The following is a 17,705-nucleotide window of genomic DNA, read 5'->3' as shown; positions in this document are numbered from 1 at the left end:
GCAATGCGGTCAGGGCGCTGATAATCTTAGCGATAGATCCGTCGCCCGAACATGTTTGGTCAGTGCTCCGGATGACAGAAACCACTCGCGGCTGATTGGTAGGTTGGCTGCATCCTCTACCGTTAGATTTCCTGATACCTCAAGCTTGGAGGCAATGTTCATCTTTGCTGCGCCGGCCAGCATGTCAGCGCTGAAATTATCCAGCATAATCTGATCTGGTCTTAGCGCTGCAGCTTCCTGCAGCTCCTCCAGCGTTTCCACTTCCACAATGATCTTCTTCTCCGGCGCCAAGGCCCGTGCCCGCTCAATGGCTGCAGTAATACCTCCACACGCCGCCACATGGTTTTCCTTGATCAGGAAGGCATCGTAGAGGCCGATGCGGTGGTTCTGGCAGCCGCCGCAGAGTACCGCGTACTTCTGCCCGGCACGCAGCCCAGGGAGGGTCTTGCGGGTGTCGAGGATGGTGACGTGGCTACCAGCTACCGCGTCCGCGTAGCGGCGGGCTGTGGTGGCGGTGCCCATGAGTGTCTGCAGGAAGTTCAGGGCGGTGCGCTCTCCGGTGAGGATCTGGCGGGTGTTACCGCTGAGGGTGCAGAGGGTGGTGTCCGGGGTGAGCCGGTCACCGTCGGCCACATGCCATTCCAGTTTCACGTCGCCCAACTGTCGGAATACCTCGTCTGCCCAGGCGATGCCGCACATGACGGCATCTTCGCGGGTGATGATGGTGGCGGTGCTGGTGCTGTCGGCATCGATAAGCTGGGCGGTGATATCCCCGTCGCGAATGTCTTCTTCCAGCGCAAAGGCCACGTTCCGGGTGATGTCATCACGGATGTAGTCGGGCAGGGGCTGGCTCATGGCTGCGATCTCTCTGATTTTTCGACGGTAATATCAAAACGGCCCACCTTTACTGCAGTAAAGACGGGCCGTGAGGATACCAGTGGCGGAGCCGGGTGTTAATCCGCTTTGTCCGGCGGCGTGCCCCCTTCATTGTGGGGGAGGCACCTCTACCGCAAAGAACGCCAGGGCGCTATCGCGCATCGTGGTCGAACGCCCACTCCCCCAGAAAGCGCCTGAGGGGTAGCGTCAGACGTCCGGCTTCAGTCGTTCGGCCGAATCACATCACTTTTTCGCAAAGAACTCCCGGCTGAGCATGACCACGATTGGCGACAGCAGTAGCAGGGCGATCAGGTTCGGGATCGCCATCAGGATATTCATGATGTCAGCCAGGGCCCACACAAAGTCCAGGCTCACATAGGCGCCGATGGGAATGGCGATTACCCAGATGATTCGGAAGGGGATCACGGCTTTCTCGCCAAACAGAAACTGGGTGCAGCGTTCGCTATACAGGCTCCAGCCCAGCAAGGTAGTGAAAGCGAAGATCGCCAGGCCGCACACGACGATGATGTCGCCAAAGCTGCCAAAGGTGGCGGAGAACGCCATGGAGGACAACGGAGCCCCCTCGGCACCGCTGGTCCAGACCCCGGTGGAGACAATGGCCAGGCCGGTGATGGAGCAGACAATGATGGTGTCAATAAAGGTGCCGAGCATGGCGATGGAGCCCTGACGTGCCGGGTGATCCGTATTGGCGGAGGCGTGGGCGATGGGGGCGCTGCCCAAGCCTGCTTCATTGGAGAAGATGCCGCGCGCAACACCGAAGCGGATAGCCTCCTTGACCAGTGCACCCGCGAAACCGCCTGCGGCCGCGGTGCCGGTGAAGGCACTTTCGAAGCACAGGGCGAGCGCATCAGGGATGGCACTGGCGTGGTCGATCAGTACCACCAGGCCTGCCAGCAGATAGGCCAGTGCCATGAAGGGCACCACGAACGTGGCGACATGGGCGATGCGCTTCATGCCGCCGAGGACGACCAGCCCTACCAGTACCGCCAGGATCAATCCGGTTACCCAGGTGGGAAGGCCAAAGCTGTCATTCAGGCCGTGGGCCACTGAGTTGGCCTGCACGGTATTGCCGATGCCGAAGCCGGCAAACATGCCAAAGACCGCAAACGCGATGGCCATCCATCCCCAGTTTTTACCCAGGCCGTTACGGATGTAGTACATGGGGCCACCCACATACTGTCCGCGGTGGTCCTTTTCCCGGTAGTGCACCGCGAGTACGGCTTCCGCGTACTTGGTGGCCATGCCGACCAGTGCGATCAGCCACATCCACACCAGAGCGCCAGGCCCTCCGGAATGGATTGCGGTGGCAACGCCGACAATATTGCCGGTGCCTATTGTGGCAGAGAGGGATGTGGCGAGTGCCGCCCCGGCTCCGATGGTGCCCACACCGGTTTGGGGGCCGAACATCTGTTTGAAACCAAAGCCAAGCTGTCGAATCGGGAGGAAACGCAACACCAGGGTCAGGTAGATGCCGGTGCCGGCGATCAGGATCAGGGCGGGCCAGCCCCAGAGAAATCCACTGATTTGTTTGAGAATCGTAACTGCAGCTTCCATGTCCATCGTCCAGAACCCCGAAAAGACTTAGGCTAGGACAAATACGACCGGAGGAAAAGACCGGTGCCACTCATGAAATTGATTCACCCTTTGGTATAACTGATAACTAGTTCAAAATTCGTATTGGTGGTGGCGTGGTACAGTCTTTCTCATTATTCTTCTGAAGCTGGTTCAGAGCGGCGCTTCGTCTGCTGGTAGGTGTCATCATGTCCAAGGTCACCCATTTGCACTCTATTCCACCCAACAACAAGGTTACCCAGTTGCCTCGTCCGCTGGAAAAGGTTCGTGAGCGTTATGTGTCCCTGTGTGGGGGCTATCTTGGCGATATGCTGGACGGGGCAGATGATGCGCTCTACGCGCTGGTGGAAAAGGCAAGCGATGAGGAGCGGGATTGCTACTTTCAGGCCATGAGAGAACTGCGCGTACAGCGTGCAGGATTAATGTCCGGGTTTCGGCAATCGCTGGACAACCGCTTTCGCACGATGGGGCAGGAACGTGAAAGCCAGGAAAAGGTCAGTCAGCCCGTAGACCTGGAGTCCCTCAGTCTGGTCAATGAAGATGAACTGGAAACATCGGTAGCTTTGGACAACATGGCTCGTCGAGCCCGCAATGGCTGTGACGAGCAGCTGCGGGTGCTGAATCACCGCATGGAGTATCTGCTCGAGAGCAAGGCGGAGCTGGGTGAAAAAAACAACCCGCTGGAACCTCGTCAGCTGGTATCCACGTTTAACGAAGGGCTGGATAGGCTCACCCTGGATATCAGGGCCAAGTTGGTGATACTCAAGCTTTTCGAGCGAGAGGTGATGGCTGAAACCGGATTTCTGGTCAGTGAAGCCAACACGGTGCTGATTAATGCTGGCGTGCTGCCGGACATGAAGACTGCGCCCATTCCGCCAGTGAGAAAGCCGGGAAGCCGTGCCATTCAGGGAGCCGCTGAGCCTGCTTCAGGCGCTGCTGGAACGGGTGCCGGTCCCAGTAATGATCAGATGTTTGGTCTGTTGCAAGAATTGCTGGTGACCATGCGCGGGATCCGGGGCGGAGGAGCTGCACCCCGGGGGCAAGCTGCGGACGCGCCCATGGCCGTGATGCAAAACGGTGTCCCCTTCATGAATGGCGCCCCTCTTGAGAATGCTGCCTCGGTAAGGCCGGTCAGTTCTGATGATCTGCTGGGCGTGCTCAACCGGTTACAGCGCGTAGAGCGAAGTCTGACTGAGGCGGATGGTGAGAAGGCCTCACTGAAAGGTGACCTGTCCGATATGCTGGACAGTGAGCATGGAGAAGCGATCCATGCGCTTGATCAGGCTGATGACGATGTGATCAACCTGGTTACCATGTTGTTCGATTTTATCCTTGATGATGAAGGGTTGCCTTCCGAGATCAAGGCCCTGATCGGTCGTCTACAGATCCCCTTGCTTAAGGTCGCCATTACCGACAAGGCCTTTTTCAGTAATGACAATCACGAAGCCCGCCGGTTGTTGAACGTATTGGCCAAGGCAGGTTGCCAGTGGGACCCGCAGCAGGGAATGCAGGATGAGCTGTATCAGCGAATAAATCAGGCGGTGCATCGCATCATTGATGACTATGAAGATGATGCCAGCCTGTTCCAGACTCTGCTGCAGGAGTTCGAGCAGTATTTTGCCAATCAGACCTCTCGTTCGGTGCGTGTAGAGGAGCGGGTCCGTGAGGCGGAAGAGGGTAAGGTGCGTGCCGAGCAGGCTCGTCAGGCGGTGATTGCTGTTCTGGACAAGCGCCTTGCCGGGCGCAAGTTGCCTAATGTGGTGGTGCGCTTGTTGCGGCAGGGCTGGCAGCAGGTGCTGTACCTGACCTGGTTACGGGAAGGCGCAGATAGTCCGGCCTGGTTGCAACAGGTCAAGGTTGTGGACGCCGTTGTCTGGAGTGCACTTGACCACCGTGACCAGGAAGCATTGGAAAAACTCAAGGCGTTGAGTCCCAAATTGCTGAACAGCTTGCAGAGTGGTCTGGTCCAGATTCACTACGATGAAACAGAGACCCGCCAGCTTCTGATTCATCTTCGCGAGGTGCATCAGCAACTGCTCAAAGGGTTGCAAACAGAGCGGGTGAGCGTGGAAGCAGAATTACCTGAAAAGGAACCGGAGCAGCAGGACTCTGACCTGTCGGCCGATCATTTTCTGGTTCGTCAGGCTTCGCAGCTGGCACCGGGGCAATGGGTGGAGTTGCTGGATGAATCGGAGCCGCGTCGTGCCAAACTGGCAGCGAATATTCGCAGTGGGGTGAAACTGGTTTTCACCAACCGTCGAGGTATCAAGGTCGCGGAGTTCTCTGCTTACAGTCTGGCCGTTGCCCTCCACAAGGGGGCTGCTAAACTCGTGGAAGAAGGGGCGCTGTTTGATCGGGCGCTGGAAGCGGTCATTGGCGACTTGCGGCGAATGCAAGGCAGGCCTGGCTAGCGCCCCTCCGATTCCCAGGTAGCAAGGAGCGCGCGGGTGCTGACCCTCTCTGACCATCGGGTGAAACAGGCGCAATGGTGCCCTTCTCCCAACCATAATGAACGCCCGAACCCCGACGATATCTCCCTGTTGGTGATACACAATATCAGCCTGCCACCGGGCCAGTTTGGCGGTCCGTATATCGAAGACCTTTTCTCAAACCGGCTTGATCCTGATCGCGACCCCTATTTTCGTGAAGTCTACCAGCTGACAGTTTCTGCCCACTTTTTGATTCGCCGGGATGGCCAGTTGATGCAGTTTGTCGATTGCGACAAGCGCGCGTGGCATGCAGGCATATCGTCTTATGCAGGGCGAGACAACTGTAATGACTTTTCCATTGGCATTGAGCTCGAAGGAGCAGATCAGACACCGTTTGAATGTGCGCAATACCGAACCCTGGTGGCGCTGACAGCCTTGCTGCAGCAGCATTACCCAGCCATTACCAGTGACCGTATTGTCGGCCACCAGCATATTGCGCCGGGGCGTAAAACCGACCCGGGGCCCGCTTTTCAGTGGGCGAATTATCGCCAGGGACTGGCCGCCTTCAAGGAGAGCATGGCATGACATTTCTGATGTTGATTCTGGTCCTGGGGTTGCGACGGATGGATACCGGGTGGCCTCACTGGTTGACGGATCGCCAGCGTCATCAGGTCTGGCTGCAGAGGTTGGCCAGCCGTTTCGGCAATGGTGGGCTGTTATGGTTGCTGGCCATTGCCGTGCCTGCGGTTGCCCTGACCTTGCTGGAAGGCGTGCTGCAGGGATTCTGGGGGCAATGGCTGTGGTTACTGGTTGGCGGCGGGGTATTGATCTGGTTATTGGGCGCTCACAGTGAGTTTCGTGAAGTGGATGAACTACTGGTCCGTGGCCGTATGGACGATATGGATGGTTTTGCCGCGCTGGCAGAGGATGAATTCGGCGTCGGCGGTGATCCATTGGAGCCTGCGGTACAGCAAGCCTTGGCGGAGAAAATCCTGACACGCGAGCAACACGTGTTCGTGGTGATCTTTTGGCTGGTGTTGGCGGGATTGCCAGCTGCCTTTGTGGTGTCGCTCAATCATGCCTGGTCACGCCGCTCTGAGCCTGCGAACCCGGGATGGTCGGTGGTGCTGGATCAGTGGTTAAGCTGGCCAGCTCAGCGCCTGCTGATTTTCAGCATGGCAGTGGTGGGGGATTTCGCTGCGGTTCTGGATTGCATGCGTGGACACTGGATGACGCTGCAGGGAGCGGAGAAGCACGCCTTTATGGCAGCGGGGCAAGCAATGGATTTACCGGATCAGGAGGCGGGCACTCCCTTTTCCCGTCTCATCGCGCCTCTAGAATCCCTTCAGGGACTGCTGCTGCGTTGTATGGCTGTGTGGTTAATCATGGCTGCATTGTGGGTGATGCTGAGCTGAGCGCTACGAGTTTCGAAAACCTCAACCCCACATCCCCCCGATTGGCAAGGGTTTGATTTGGGGTTTTGACTTTCGCAACTCGAAACTCGTTACTCGCTGAAGCTCGGTTCGCACCTCAAGAGGTACTCCTGCCACCTTGGTAATTCAGCATCAGTGCAGAAAGGCTGTTAAAACAAACAGGCGCACATCTCCTTCAGTGCCTGCAGGCACTGAAGCCCTCCTTCGCTATTCGTCTTATGGTGCCTTTCCTTTACCCGGCGCAAACTGGTAACCGCTGGTAAAGAAATAGTTCCCAAATAACTGTTTCTGAGGGTTTTTGTCATTTGACCCGCCGGTCATCCCCGCTAGTATGAATACAGATATCCGCCCCTTGGCTGGATAGCAATGAGGTTCGCCTCGCCCGGACACCCCCGGGTCATTTTGCGGTGCGACAGTGATCCTGACGTGCCGCCTGGCTACGCGAAAAAGGACGCACGCCCATGCAAAAACGCAGTTTCTTTGATGATATGGATCCCGCTGAAACACGGGAATGGCTTGACGCACTGGAATCAGTGGTCGAGCGGGAAGGCCCTGAACGGGCAGCCTGGCTCCTCGACGTCATCGCCAACGAAGCCCAGGAACAGGGCATCCATCGTACCCATCTCAACACCCCCTACCTCAACACCATTTCCCCGCAAGACGAAGCCTCCATTCCCGGTGACGTGTTCATGGAACGCCGTATTCGTTCCCTGGTTCGCTGGAATGCCCTTGCCATGGTGATGAGAGCGAACATGAACAATGACGATGAGCTGGGTGGCCATATTGCCTCCTTCGCTTCATCGGCGACGCTCTATGATGTGGGCTTCAACCATTTCTTCCGGGCCCCCAGTGATGAAAACGAAGGGGACCTGGTGTTCTTCCAGGGGCACTCGGCGCCGGGCGTGTATGCGCGGGCCTACCTGGAAGGGCGAATCAGCGAAGATCAGCTGGACAATTTCCGTCGCGAAGTAGACGGCGAGAGCCTGTCCTCTTACCCGCATCCCTGGCTGATGCCGGATTTCTGGCAGTTCCCCACTGTGTCCATGGGGCTGGGGCCGATTCAGGCCATCTACCAGGCCCACATCATGAAGTACCTGCAGAACCGTGAGTTGATTCAGCAGGACGACCGCAAGGTCTGGGCGTTCATGGGTGATGGGGAGATGGATGAGCCGGAATCCCTAGGGGCGCTGGCGCTGGCCGGCCGTGAGAAGCTGGATAACCTGGTGTTCGTGGTCAACTGTAACCTGCAGCGTCTGGATGGCCCGGTGCGTGGCAACGGCAAGATCATTCAGGAACTGGAAGGGGTGTTCCGAGGTGCTGGCTGGAATGTCATCAAGGTGGTCTGGGGGCGTCTCTGGGATCCGCTGCTGGAAAAGGACAATCAGGGCTTGCTGCGCCGTCGCATGGAAGAGTGCGTGGATGGTGAGTACCAGGCCTACAAGAAGAACGGCGGCGCCTATACCCGTGAGCACTTCTTCGGCGAATATCCTGAGCTGAAGGAGTTGGTGGCGCACATGTCCGACGAAGACATCTACCGCCTCAACCGCGGCGGTCATGATCCGTTCAAGGTGTATGCGGCCTACCATGAGGCCACCAAGCACACCGGCCGCCCCACCGTGATTCTCGCCAAGACCGTGAAGGGCTACGCCACCGGTGCCGGCGAAGCGGTGAACAAGACCCACCAGATGAAGAAGCTGGATCTGGAAAGCCTGAAGGAATTCCGCGACCGCTTCGATATGCCGTTCACCGATGAGCAGCTCAAGGACGTGCCTTACTACCGTCCGGAAACGGATTCCCCCGAGCTGCGTTATATGAACGAGCAGCGTAACAAGCTGGGTGGTTACATGCCGGTGCGGCGCCAACAGGCCAGCCAGCCGCTGACGATTCCAGGTCTGGATGTGTTCGCCAGTTTCCTGGAAGGCAGTGGTGACCGGGAAATCTCCACCACCATGGCGTTCGTGCGCATGATGAGTGCGCTGATCAAGGACAAGCAGATTGGCGAGCGCGTGGTGCCGATCGTGCCGGATGAGGCCCGAACCTTTGGTATGGAAGGCCTGTTCCGTCAGCTGGGGATCTATTCCTCCGGTGGTCAGAAGTACGAGCCGGAAGACGCCGGTCAGGTGATGTACTACCGGGAAGACAAGAAGGGTCGCATTCTGGAAGAGGGTATCAACGAAGCGGGCGCCATGTCCGGCTGGCTGGCGGCGGCCACCAGCTACAGCGTGCATAACTTCGCCCTGATCCCGTTCTACATCTACTACTCCATGTTCGGGTTCCAGCGTATCGGCGATCTGGCCTGGGCGGCCGGAGACAGCCAGGCCCGCGGTTTCCTGCTGGGTGCCACCGCTGGGCGTACCACGCTCAACGGCGAAGGCCTGCAGCATCAGGATGGCCACAGCCATATCCTGGCGGGCACCATTCCCAACTGTGTCAGCTACGACCCCACCTACAGCTACGAGCTGGCGGTGATCCTGCACGACGGCCTCAAACGCATGTACGAAGACAACGAGAAAGTCTTCTACTACCTGACGCTGATGAACGAGAACTACATGCACGGCGCCATGCCGGAAGGGGCGGAAGAAGGTATCCGTCGCGGCATGTACCTGCTGCGCGAAGGCAAGGGGAAGACCAAGAAGTCGCCACGGGTTCAGCTGCTGGGCAGCGGTACCATCCTGCGTGAAGTGGAAGCGGCCGCCGAACTGCTGCGCGATGACTTCGGTATCGCTGCAGACGTGTGGAGCGTGACCAGCTTCAACGAACTGCGCCGCGAAGGCATCCAGAAGGATCGCGACGAGTTGCTTCATCCGGACAGTGAGCGTGAGCAGAACTGGGTCGAGAAATGCCTGGATGGCCGCGAAGGGCCGGTGATCGCCTCCACCGATTACATGCGCAGCTTTGCCGACCAGATTCGCCCGTGGATCAAGTCGTCCTATTCTGTGCTGGGTACGGATGGCTTTGGTCGCAGTGATTCCCGTCAGAAGTTGCGTCACTTCTTTGAAGTGGATCGTCACTTCGTGGTGCTTGCCTCTCTCAATGCGCTCCGCAAGGAAGGCAAGGTGGATGCGGCGACCGTGAAGCAGGCCATCGAAAAATACGGCATCGATACGGATAAACCCTATCCGGTGATGCATTGATCGCACCTCATGAGAATCTCACTAAAAGGAGACTGGTGTGAGTGAGAAAATTCAGGTTCCCGATGTGGGCAGCAGTGATCCTGTTGACGTCATCGAGATCAGCGTAAAAGTCGGCGATACCATCGCCGCGGAAGACACCATTGTGGTGCTGGAGTCCGACAAGGCCACGGTGGAAGTGCCGGCGCCGAAAGCGGGAAAGGTTACCGCAATCAATGTGAAGGTGGGCGACCGGGTGAAGGAGGGTGATGACCTTCTTGAAGTCGAGGCAGAATCTGCCGGTGCGGACAGTGCGCCGGCCGTAGCAGAAAAGGCTGAAGCCACTCCCGAACCGCCGTCGTCAGCCCAGCCGGAAGCGACTGCGCCGGCCAGCTCTGCGGGCAGTGAAGGTTCTCGCACAGAGACTGTGAAGGTGCCGGATCTGGGTGATATTGAAGGCGCTGAAATCATCGAGGTCAGCGTAGCGCCCGGCGATGTGCTGGAAGCCGAGCAGGTCATTGCCGTTCTGGAGTCCGACAAGGCGTCGCTGGAAATTCCCGCGCCCCAGGCGGGCACGGTGGAGTCGGTGAGCATCAAGGTGGGTGACAAGGTCAGTACAGGTGATGCCCTGCTGACGCTGAAAGTCTCCGGTGGCGATGCCGCGCCTGCGCCTGCCGCCCAGAATACGCCAGCGCCAGCCAAGGCCGAATCTCCAGCGCCCCAGGCGGCCAGCCAGCCTGAGCCAAAATCGACGCCGGCCCCGGCGGCGGCAAGCTCGCCCGGCAAGGCGGTGCATGCGGGCCCGGCGGTGCGCAAGCTGGCCAGGGAAATGGGGGTGGATCTGGGCCAGGTCACCGGCACCGGTCCCAAGGATCGTATCCTCAAGGAAGATGTGCATGCCTGGGTGAAACAGCGTCTGGAAAGTCAGCCTGCCTCTGCCGCCGGTGGTGGTGGTCTGTCACTGGATCTGCCGGATATCGACTTCAGCCAGTTTGGGGATATCGAGCGGGAAGAACTCAACAAGCTGCGCAAGGTGTCTGCCCAGAATCTGCATCGTTCCTGGTTGACGATTCCCCATGTGACCCAGCATGACAATGCCGACATCACCGACCTGGAAGCCTTCCGAAAACAGCAGAACAAGGCGCTGGAGCGTGAGGGTGTGAAGCTCACCATGCTGGCATTCCTGGTGGCGGCCTGTGCCAAGGCGCTGAAGGAGTTTCCTCGCTTCAATAGTTCCCTTGAGAGCAGTGGCGAAGCCCTGATTCACAAGCACTACATCAACATCGGCATTGCGGTGGATACTCCCAACGGCTTGGTGGTGCCGGTGATCAAGGATGCGGACAAGAAAACCCTGAAAGAGATTGCCCGGGAAATGGGCGAGCTGGCGGAGAAGGCGCGCAATCGCAAGCTGACTCCGGCAGACATGAAGGGTGGAACGTTCAGTATTTCGTCCCTGGGCGGGATTGGTGGCACAGCGTTTACGCCCATTGTGAACTGGCCGGAAGTGGCCATTCTCGGGGTCAGTCGTTCCGACATGCAGCCGGTATGGGATGGCAGCCAGTTCGTGCCGCGCCTGACCCTGCCGTTAAGTCTGTCCTACGACCACCGTGTTATCGATGGCGCCGATGCGGCACGCTTTACCACCTATCTGAGCCAGTTGCTGTCCGATATGCGGCGAGTGCTGTTGTGAACAAGGTTGATCCTGGAAACAAAAAAGCCGGCAAAAGCCGGCTTTTTTGCTGAGGTAGCGGAGCTTACTCGCCGCGCTTTTCCATCTTTTCTTTACGCTTTTCCTTGCGTTCTTCCCAGCGCTCTTTGCGCTGCTCTTTCATCTCTGCCATTTTTTCCTGCTGTTCAGGTGTCAGGATGGCGTTGATCTTGCCTTGGGTTTCGTCGTGCAGGGCCTTCATTTTCTTGCCCTGTTCTTCGAAGATGGCTTTCATCTGCTCGCTTTGCTCTTCGCTCAGATCCAGCTTCTCACTCATGTGCTCGACCATGCGCTCACCGCCCTTGTGGCCATGGCCCGGGCCATAGGCAAAAGCGGCGGTGGAAAATACGGCGAGAAGAATAACGGCGACTTTTTTCATCATGCTCTCCTTGGGGGATGTCGTCGGGGCTTGCAGCCCCTGTCTTTGATGTGAGCAGTATCAACGAGAAGCGTGCAAGGAATATGCAGGGAATGTGGAAGCGGAGGTGCAAGGAAAGTCAAAACCTGCACGGTATTTTATACGTTTGCAGGGTAGCCAGCTAAAAGACCGGGTTCGAGTTACGAGAAGCGAGTTTCGAAAGGCAAATCGTCATGCTCTGCAGGTTTTCGAAACTCGCTTCTCGCAACTCGCTTTTATGGCGTTTCCAGCCGGTAGCCGACCCCGTAGACGCTACCGATCCAGTCGTGGGCGTCGTCGCTGTGGTCGGTGAGTTTCTTGCGCAGTTTGCGGATGTGGCTGTCGATGGTGCGGTCGGAGACCACGCGATGGTCGTTGTAGATTTCATCCATCAGTTGGTCACGGGACCAGATGCGACCGGGGTGGCGGGCCAGGGTTTGCAGCAGGGCAAATTCGATGGCGGTCAGGCTGATGTGGTAGCTGCCAATGCAGGCTTCAAAGCGGTCCTCATCCAGTGACAGGGCAAGGGCGTCTTGAGCCGGTTCGGGATGGGCCCGGCGCAGCACGGCCTTCACTCGGGCAACCACTTCCCGGGGGCTGAAGGGTTTGCAGATATAGTCGTCGGCTCCCAGTTCCAGGCCCAGCAAGCGGTCCACTTCATCCACCTTGGCGGTGATCATCAGGATGGGCAGGTTACTGTGCTTGCGCACTGCCTTGCAGACCTCCATGCCATCCCCGTCGGGCAGCATCAGGTCCAGCAGCATGGCGTCGAAGCGGTTGCTCTGGGCCAGCTCGATGGCGGCGTTGGCGCTGTCGGTCTGTTCGGTCTCGAAGTGGGCGTGATTGAGATAATCTGCCACCAGCTGAGCCAGTCGGGGTTCGTCTTCCACAATCAGAATGCGACTCATGAGATGTCTCCCGGGAGAGTCAGGGTAATCTGCACGCCGCCCAAAGGACTGTGTGCCGCTGCTAGTGTGCCGCCATGGGCTTCGGCAATACGCAGGCAGATGGCGAGTCCCAGGCCGGCCCCACCGGTACGTCGGTTGCGGGAGTTTTCCACCCGGTACAGGTGATCAAACAGCTGAGGCAGGGCGTCATCGGGGACACCAGGAGCACTGTCTTCTACAGCCAGCAGCCATTGGTTGCCAGCCTGTTGCAGCTGCACCTGAAGCTGGCCGCCGTCATGGGTGTATTTGATCGTGTTCTGCAGCAGGTTATCCAGTAACTGGCGAATGCGGACCGGGTCGAGCTGGGCATCGGCCTGCTCTGGCAGATGGCTTTTCAGTGTCAGCTTGTGCTGATCGAGCTGGTGCTGGTAACTGTCCAGTACTTCGCGGGTCAGTGCGGCCAGATCGTGATGTTGAAACCGGTAACGCAGGTTGCCGCCGTCAGCCAGGGCCAGATCGTGCAGGTCATCAATCAAGTGTGCCAGATGCCCGGTTTCGCTCTCCAGGGCCTGGATGGCGTCCTGATTGAGTGGGCGAATGCCGTCCACTAGCGCTTCCAGTTCCCCCTTGAGAATCGCCACCGGGGTGCGCAGTTCATGGGCAATGTCCGAGAACCAACGCTGGCGGGCCTGTTGGCCCTGTTCCAGCCGTTCTGCCAGTTGATCCAGCTGACGGCTGAGCATGCCCAGCTCATCCTTTCTCGGGTCAGCAAGGCGGGTGCTGTAGTCCCCCTCTTGCAGGGTCTGGGCGTGACGGGTGAGTGCCAGCAACGGGGCGACCAGATGCCGGGCCAGCAGCCAGGAGACCAGCAAGGAAAGGCCCATTCCCACTGCCACCATCCAGCTCATAAACCCCCGCTGCCGGTCCCGAAAGCGGTCGGCCAGCTTGTCGCGGATGGCATCCTGATTAGGGTGAGTGAGGTAACCCACGATTTTGCCTTGCACCTGCACCGGGATTTCAGAACGGAGTCGGGGCGGGGCGGGGCGGCCAATCAGGACGTTTTTTTGCGGATCCAGCAGTTGCAGATGGCGCATTTCGCCCCGTTGTCCGTGCCCCTGATCATCATCACCGGCCAGGCGATACAAGCGCCCCAGGCGACGCGGTTCCTCCAGCAGGAAAGCCCAGCTGCCATTCTGCAGGTAAAGGCTGCCCAGGTGTTCGGCCAGCCGGCCGACCTGTTCTTCCTGGCGTTCATCCAGGTAGGTATCAAGGCTGCGGACAAAGGAAAAATAGTAAAACCCGCTGGCCGCCAGGGTCAGGATCAGGAAGGTGCCCAGAAAGATAAGAAAAAGCTTGTTACGGATGCCCATGGCGTCAGTTCGGCTGTTCGGTACCTCAGTGTACCGCGCCGCCGGGGGCGGGGGAGCATTTGCACAATGTTTTCATAAAGGCAGAGTTGCGAGGGACGAGAAGCGAGTTTCGAAAGGCAACAAAATCATAGCCCCAAATAGAGGCTTGGCTTTTGATCTTTGCAACTCGCAACTCGTTTCTAGTCAGCCTTTCGGTGCCCACAGCGTTTCCGGGTGTTCGTTGCGTTGATTGATCAGGCGCGCCATGACGAACAACAGGTCGGAGAGGCGGTTGACCAGAGCAAGGCTGACCGGGTTGATGGCGTCTACGTCGTCGTTGCGCAGGGCGACCAGCTGGCGCTCGACCCGGCGCGCCACGGTACGGCAATGGTGGCACCAGGCAGCGGCGGGGTGGCCGCCGGGGAGGACAAATTCCTTCAGAGGTGGCAGTTCAGCATTGAGGGTGTCAGCCTGGGATTCCACTTCCACCAGATCATGATCGTCGATGACGACCCGACCGGGGATAGCCAGCTCGCCGCCGATATCGAACAGGCGTTGTTGCAGTGCGGCCAACAAGGTGTCCATGTCCTCATCCAGCCGATGGGTACGCAGTACCCCCAGGGTGCCGTTCAGTTCATCCAGCTCCCCCAGCGCAACGATACGTGGGTGGTTCTTGCTCACCCGGGAGCCATCGGCAAGCCCGGTGTCACCCTTGTCGCCAGTGCGGGTGATGACGCGGTTGATACGGGTTTTATCGGTCATGAATCAATCCTTTCGGGCATCTCACTGTAGGAGCTTGCCTGCAAGCGATGGGAAAGCAAGCAGGGAGTGAAAGAAGCGAGTCACGAGTTTCGAGTTGCGAAGATCAAAAGCCAAACCGCCACTTTGGGCCATCATTTTTTGCCTTTCGAAACTCGCTTCTCGTTACTCGAGATGGTTTGCGATGTGCATCGGACAACGTAACAACAATCGGTTTCCTAAAGCTCGTAGCCGATGGCAACGCGGTAATGACGTTCCGGCAGAGGGTACAGCGTTGCGCTGCCATTCCCAGGGGTGTAAGCCCCATAGTCTGCAAACAGGTTGTTTTCCATGTTGTAGACTCCGGCTCGCAGGTAAGCTCCTCGGTAGCGTGCGGTCAATTGGAGGTCTGTAGTTCGGTAATGATCCAGCTTGGTGTACTCGTTGGTCAGATCCGAGTCATAGTGCCTATCCCCGAGATAACGATGGGTCAGCTGAGCGGAGAGCCAAGAAAGGGCTTGCCAGTCGGCCGCCAGGCTCATGGTATGCTCTGGTACCAGAGGTACATCGTTACCGCTGTACTGGCCGCCGTCGAAGCGTGCTTGCTGGGCGCTGGCGTTAGCGGTGAAAGTCAGGTCCTTGTCCAGCCGCCAGCGTGAGTTGATGCTGATGCCCTTGTGGAGTGTCGGGTCTTCCAGATTTCGATTGGTGCTGGTTGCGGGATCAAAGACAATTTCGTTTTGGATGTCGGCACGCCACAGGGTTAACGTCGAGTGTTGCATGCCCTCGGACCAGCTTGCACCCACGGTGTAGGTGTGACCGGTTTGGGGATCAATCGGTGGATTGGAGGCAGATAGTTCGTTGACATTGGCGATGCGAACACTGCGCTGAGCCCCTGCAAACAAGGCCAGATTGCCAGTGAATGTGTAGCGAAGTCCGCCTTCGTACATCTCCCCATCTTGCTCTTTGGGTTCGCCTTCGCCTCTGAGCGTGCTCTCTAGCTGACGGGCGCCAGCGCTGACAGAAAGTCTGGGAGTGAGGCTGATCAGATTGTGCAGGTACCAGGCTCGTTGATTCTGTTCCAGTTCACGCTCGCCTGAGGTGCTGTCGCTGGTGTAATCATATTTGTAGAGATCGAAGCCCAGCGTCCAGTTGTGAACAGCACCACCAGTAGAGAGTTGCCCCTCCAGTTTGGGGGTAAGGCTGTAGCTGTCGATGACCGTATCACTGGCCGAGCCGTCCGAAACAAAATCCCATTCCTGATGCTGGCGGCGACGCCCCGCATCAAGTGTGAACGCGATGCGCTCCGACATATCAATGCGCAAACCTGGCATCAGCCAATAATTGGACTGGCTGGCTTCATCGTCAGGTGTTGAGGCTCCTTGGGGGTCGTTTCGGAAAGCATTCTCCGTGACCGTGACACTGCGACCGCCTGGCTGGCCGATCGTTTGTTCTTCGCCAGTTGCCGTGAAGTAGGCTTGAAACCCCTTCCCTTGATAACGAATATCCGAGAAAAGGTTGTGGTTACGGGTATGGTTGTTGTCCCGAAAACCATCGCTGTCGAGGGTCTGTGCCGCCAGGGCTCCGCTCAGATGGTGGTTGTTACCTGTAGCGTAAAGCTGGCCTCCACGAGCATCGTAGCTACCACCATTGATTTCGAGCCCGGCACTGTTCTGGTAACGCTGCCGGGTAATGATATTGATGGTGCCGCCGGTGGCGCCGTTGCCGTAGAGGGCGGCTCCTGCGCCAGGCAGGATTTCGATCCGCTCAATAGCGGCCAGAGGAATCCCTGTGAGATTCGGGCCGCTGAAATCGATGTTTGAAAGGCGGCGTCCATTCAGAAGGATCAGGGTGTTCTGGTTTGCGGTGGCGCCAAAACCCAGTAAATCCAGACTGGCATTGGCGCCGTTGATGCCGTAAAGCCTGCTGGATTGCAGTCCTGCCACCGAATCCAGAACCTCGGTCAGGTCGTTGGCGGGCAGGCTGTCGATCATCTGTCGGTCGATGACAACGGAGCCGACGGGCAATTCGCTAGCCAGTTCATGACTCACGGCACCGCTCACTTTTACCGTCTGGATTTCATTGTTGGCCAGTGCCTGACCACTGGCTATCAGGCTGATGGCCAAAACAAGATTACGCTGCATCGGGGTTCCATGGCATTGGGTAATGCCCGCTACGATGGCGAAAAACCGCGGCTAAATCCAGTGTGGCCAGGTAAATAGGTAATAAATTCTTGATCAGTTTTGGCCGTGTGGAATATGGCGCAGGGGGGAAATCGGCGAGCGCCAATTTTTATCCTGCAACGCTGCCTCGGCGCAGAGCAGATACGACGGCTTGGTTCTCTGGTGCCTCTATCCCAAGCTGATCAGCCTGTCTCACTATCCAGCCATTAATAGCGTCGATTTCGGTAGTGGCACCGCGTTGGCGATCGGCACGCATGGATGAGGTGTTATTGGCGGTGGCCCTGGCGACGGCCAGGACATTGTCGAGGGATTGGCCCGGCCAATCGTTGTTGAGTGCCTGCAGCACCATGTCGGCTTCCATACAGATTTTCTCTGCACAAAGGCGCAGGGACGGATCGTCAATAATCTGCCCGTTAGGCACATCATGAAGGGCGGTAAGCGGGTTGATCACCGCATTGGCCACCAGCTTTTGCCACTGAGGTATGCGGATGTCTCTGGTCCATACCAGGTTGGGCCAGTGGTTCTGCAGGTCGTTCATCCATGGTGGCTTCTCGCCATGGCCGCCCAGCCAGGTAGTGTTCTCGGCAACGATATCATGGTGGGGATGCTGGCCTTTCACAGCACTGGTGGAGACGGCTTCAAGGGGAAGGATACCGTGGGGCAGAAGGCCGTCCAGCGCCCCAAGCCCGTTCTGCAACCGTATCAGCTGGGTGTGGGCATGCAGGTGTTGAATGATGGGGGGCAGCGCTACCTGACTGTAGGGTGTTTTCACCGCCACGATCAGGTGGTCAATGGTGGTGCTGATCTGTCCGGGTGCACGTACAGGCAAGTTCAGTGAGTGGCGTTGCCCATCAGGAAAGCAGAGCGTTTTTTCCTGCATGGGGGAGGCATTGTCCTTGATGACGGTGACAGCATGCCCTGCCCGAGTGAGATACCAGGCGGAGAGAGTGCCCATATTGCCGGCACCCAGCAAATACCAGTGAGGAAGTGCGTTCGTCATGG

At 58.1% G+C, this 17,705-nt stretch carries 13 protein-coding genes; 5 read left to right on the top strand and 8 right to left on the bottom strand.

All coding sequences use genetic code 11. From position 1 onward, the window contains the following. Nucleotides 1–9 precede the first annotated feature (9 nt). Both nadC and Y5S_RS06810 read right to left on the bottom strand, forming a co-directional pair. Entirely contained in the window at nucleotides 10–855 is an 846-nt protein-coding gene (gene nadC, locus Y5S_RS06815; RefSeq protein WP_035231535.1) for a carboxylating nicotinate-nucleotide diphosphorylase, read from the bottom strand. A 264-nt stretch (nucleotides 856–1,119) separates the two neighbouring features. Beyond that, nucleotides 1,120–2,451, bottom strand: a complete 1,332-nt coding sequence (locus Y5S_RS06810; RefSeq protein ID WP_035231533.1) for an alanine/glycine:cation symporter family protein — start codon at nucleotides 2,449–2,451, stop codon at nucleotides 1,120–1,122. A gap of 206 nt (nucleotides 2,452–2,657) precedes the next feature. Here Y5S_RS06810 and Y5S_RS06805 point away from each other — a divergent pair, with 206 nt between their 5' ends. The 5 genes from Y5S_RS06805 to aceF all read left to right on the top strand — a co-directional run bounded on the left by Y5S_RS06805 (nucleotide 2,658) and on the right by aceF (nucleotide 11,131). Continuing rightward, the gene (locus tag Y5S_RS06805; RefSeq protein ID WP_035231531.1) at nucleotides 2,658–4,880 is read left to right on the top strand and encodes a DUF1631 domain-containing protein; all 2,223 of its coding nucleotides are present in this window, start codon (nucleotides 2,658–2,660) and stop codon (nucleotides 4,878–4,880) included. Nucleotides 4,881–4,916: 36 nt separating this feature from the next. Then, nucleotides 4,917–5,483 carry a 1,6-anhydro-N-acetylmuramyl-L-alanine amidase AmpD gene (gene ampD / locus Y5S_RS06800; RefSeq protein WP_035231530.1) on the top strand — a complete coding sequence of 189 codons (567 nt, stop codon included), beginning with the start codon at nucleotides 4,917–4,919 and terminating at the stop codon, nucleotides 5,481–5,483. After that, nucleotides 5,480–6,313 (top strand): regulatory signaling modulator protein AmpE, encoded by an 834-nt coding sequence (gene ampE / locus Y5S_RS06795; protein ID WP_035231529.1) that lies wholly within the window; start codon nucleotides 5,480–5,482, stop codon nucleotides 6,311–6,313. Before ampD ends, ampE begins: the two co-directional genes overlap by 4 nt. Nucleotides 6,314–6,792: 479 nt before the next feature. Then, on the top strand, nucleotides 6,793–9,465 hold the full coding sequence (gene aceE / locus Y5S_RS06790; RefSeq protein ID WP_035231528.1) for a pyruvate dehydrogenase (acetyl-transferring), homodimeric type: 2,673 nt from the start codon (nucleotides 6,793–6,795) through the stop codon (nucleotides 9,463–9,465). Between the two features lie 37 nt (nucleotides 9,466–9,502). Next, nucleotides 9,503–11,131, top strand: coding sequence for a dihydrolipoyllysine-residue acetyltransferase (gene aceF / locus Y5S_RS06785; protein WP_035231527.1), 1,629 nt, complete (start codon nucleotides 9,503–9,505; stop codon nucleotides 11,129–11,131). Nucleotides 11,132–11,195: 64 nt separating this feature from the next. Here the strand turns inward: aceF and Y5S_RS06780 are convergent, their stop codons facing one another. From Y5S_RS06780 to Y5S_RS06755, 6 genes are all read right to left on the bottom strand, one after another. Beyond that, nucleotides 11,196–11,528: a Spy/CpxP family protein refolding chaperone gene (locus Y5S_RS06780; protein WP_035231526.1), complete on the bottom strand. Its 333-nt coding sequence runs from the start codon at nucleotides 11,526–11,528 to the stop codon at nucleotides 11,196–11,198. A gap of 254 nt (nucleotides 11,529–11,782) precedes the next feature. Continuing rightward, on the bottom strand, nucleotides 11,783–12,454 hold the full coding sequence (locus tag Y5S_RS06775) for a response regulator (protein ID WP_035231521.1): 672 nt from the start codon (nucleotides 12,452–12,454) through the stop codon (nucleotides 11,783–11,785). Next, on the bottom strand, nucleotides 12,451–13,803 hold the full coding sequence (locus Y5S_RS06770) for an ATP-binding protein (RefSeq protein WP_035231518.1): 1,353 nt from the start codon (nucleotides 13,801–13,803) through the stop codon (nucleotides 12,451–12,453). The genes Y5S_RS06775 and Y5S_RS06770 overlap by 4 nt, the downstream gene beginning before the upstream one ends. A 183-nt stretch (nucleotides 13,804–13,986) precedes the next feature. Beyond that, entirely contained in the window at nucleotides 13,987–14,544 is a 558-nt protein-coding gene (locus tag Y5S_RS06765; protein WP_035231516.1) for a cob(I)yrinic acid a,c-diamide adenosyltransferase, read from the bottom strand. A 215-nt stretch (nucleotides 14,545–14,759) separates the two neighbouring features. Further along, entirely contained in the window at nucleotides 14,760–16,664 is a 1,905-nt protein-coding gene (locus Y5S_RS06760) for a TonB-dependent receptor plug domain-containing protein (protein WP_035231514.1), read from the bottom strand. Between the two features lie 148 nt (nucleotides 16,665–16,812). Then, nucleotides 16,813–17,703, bottom strand: a complete 891-nt coding sequence (locus Y5S_RS06755) for a ketopantoate reductase family protein (protein ID WP_035231844.1) — start codon at nucleotides 17,701–17,703, stop codon at nucleotides 16,813–16,815. Between the last annotated feature and the right edge of the window lie 2 nt (nucleotides 17,704–17,705).

Origin of the sequence: Alcanivorax nanhaiticus (assembly GCF_000756665.1) — a bacterium.
GTDB classification, from domain to species: Bacteria; Pseudomonadota; Gammaproteobacteria; order Pseudomonadales; family Alcanivoracaceae; genus Alcanivorax; species Alcanivorax nanhaiticus.
This window is presented reverse-complemented; position numbering and strand designations above follow the sequence as displayed.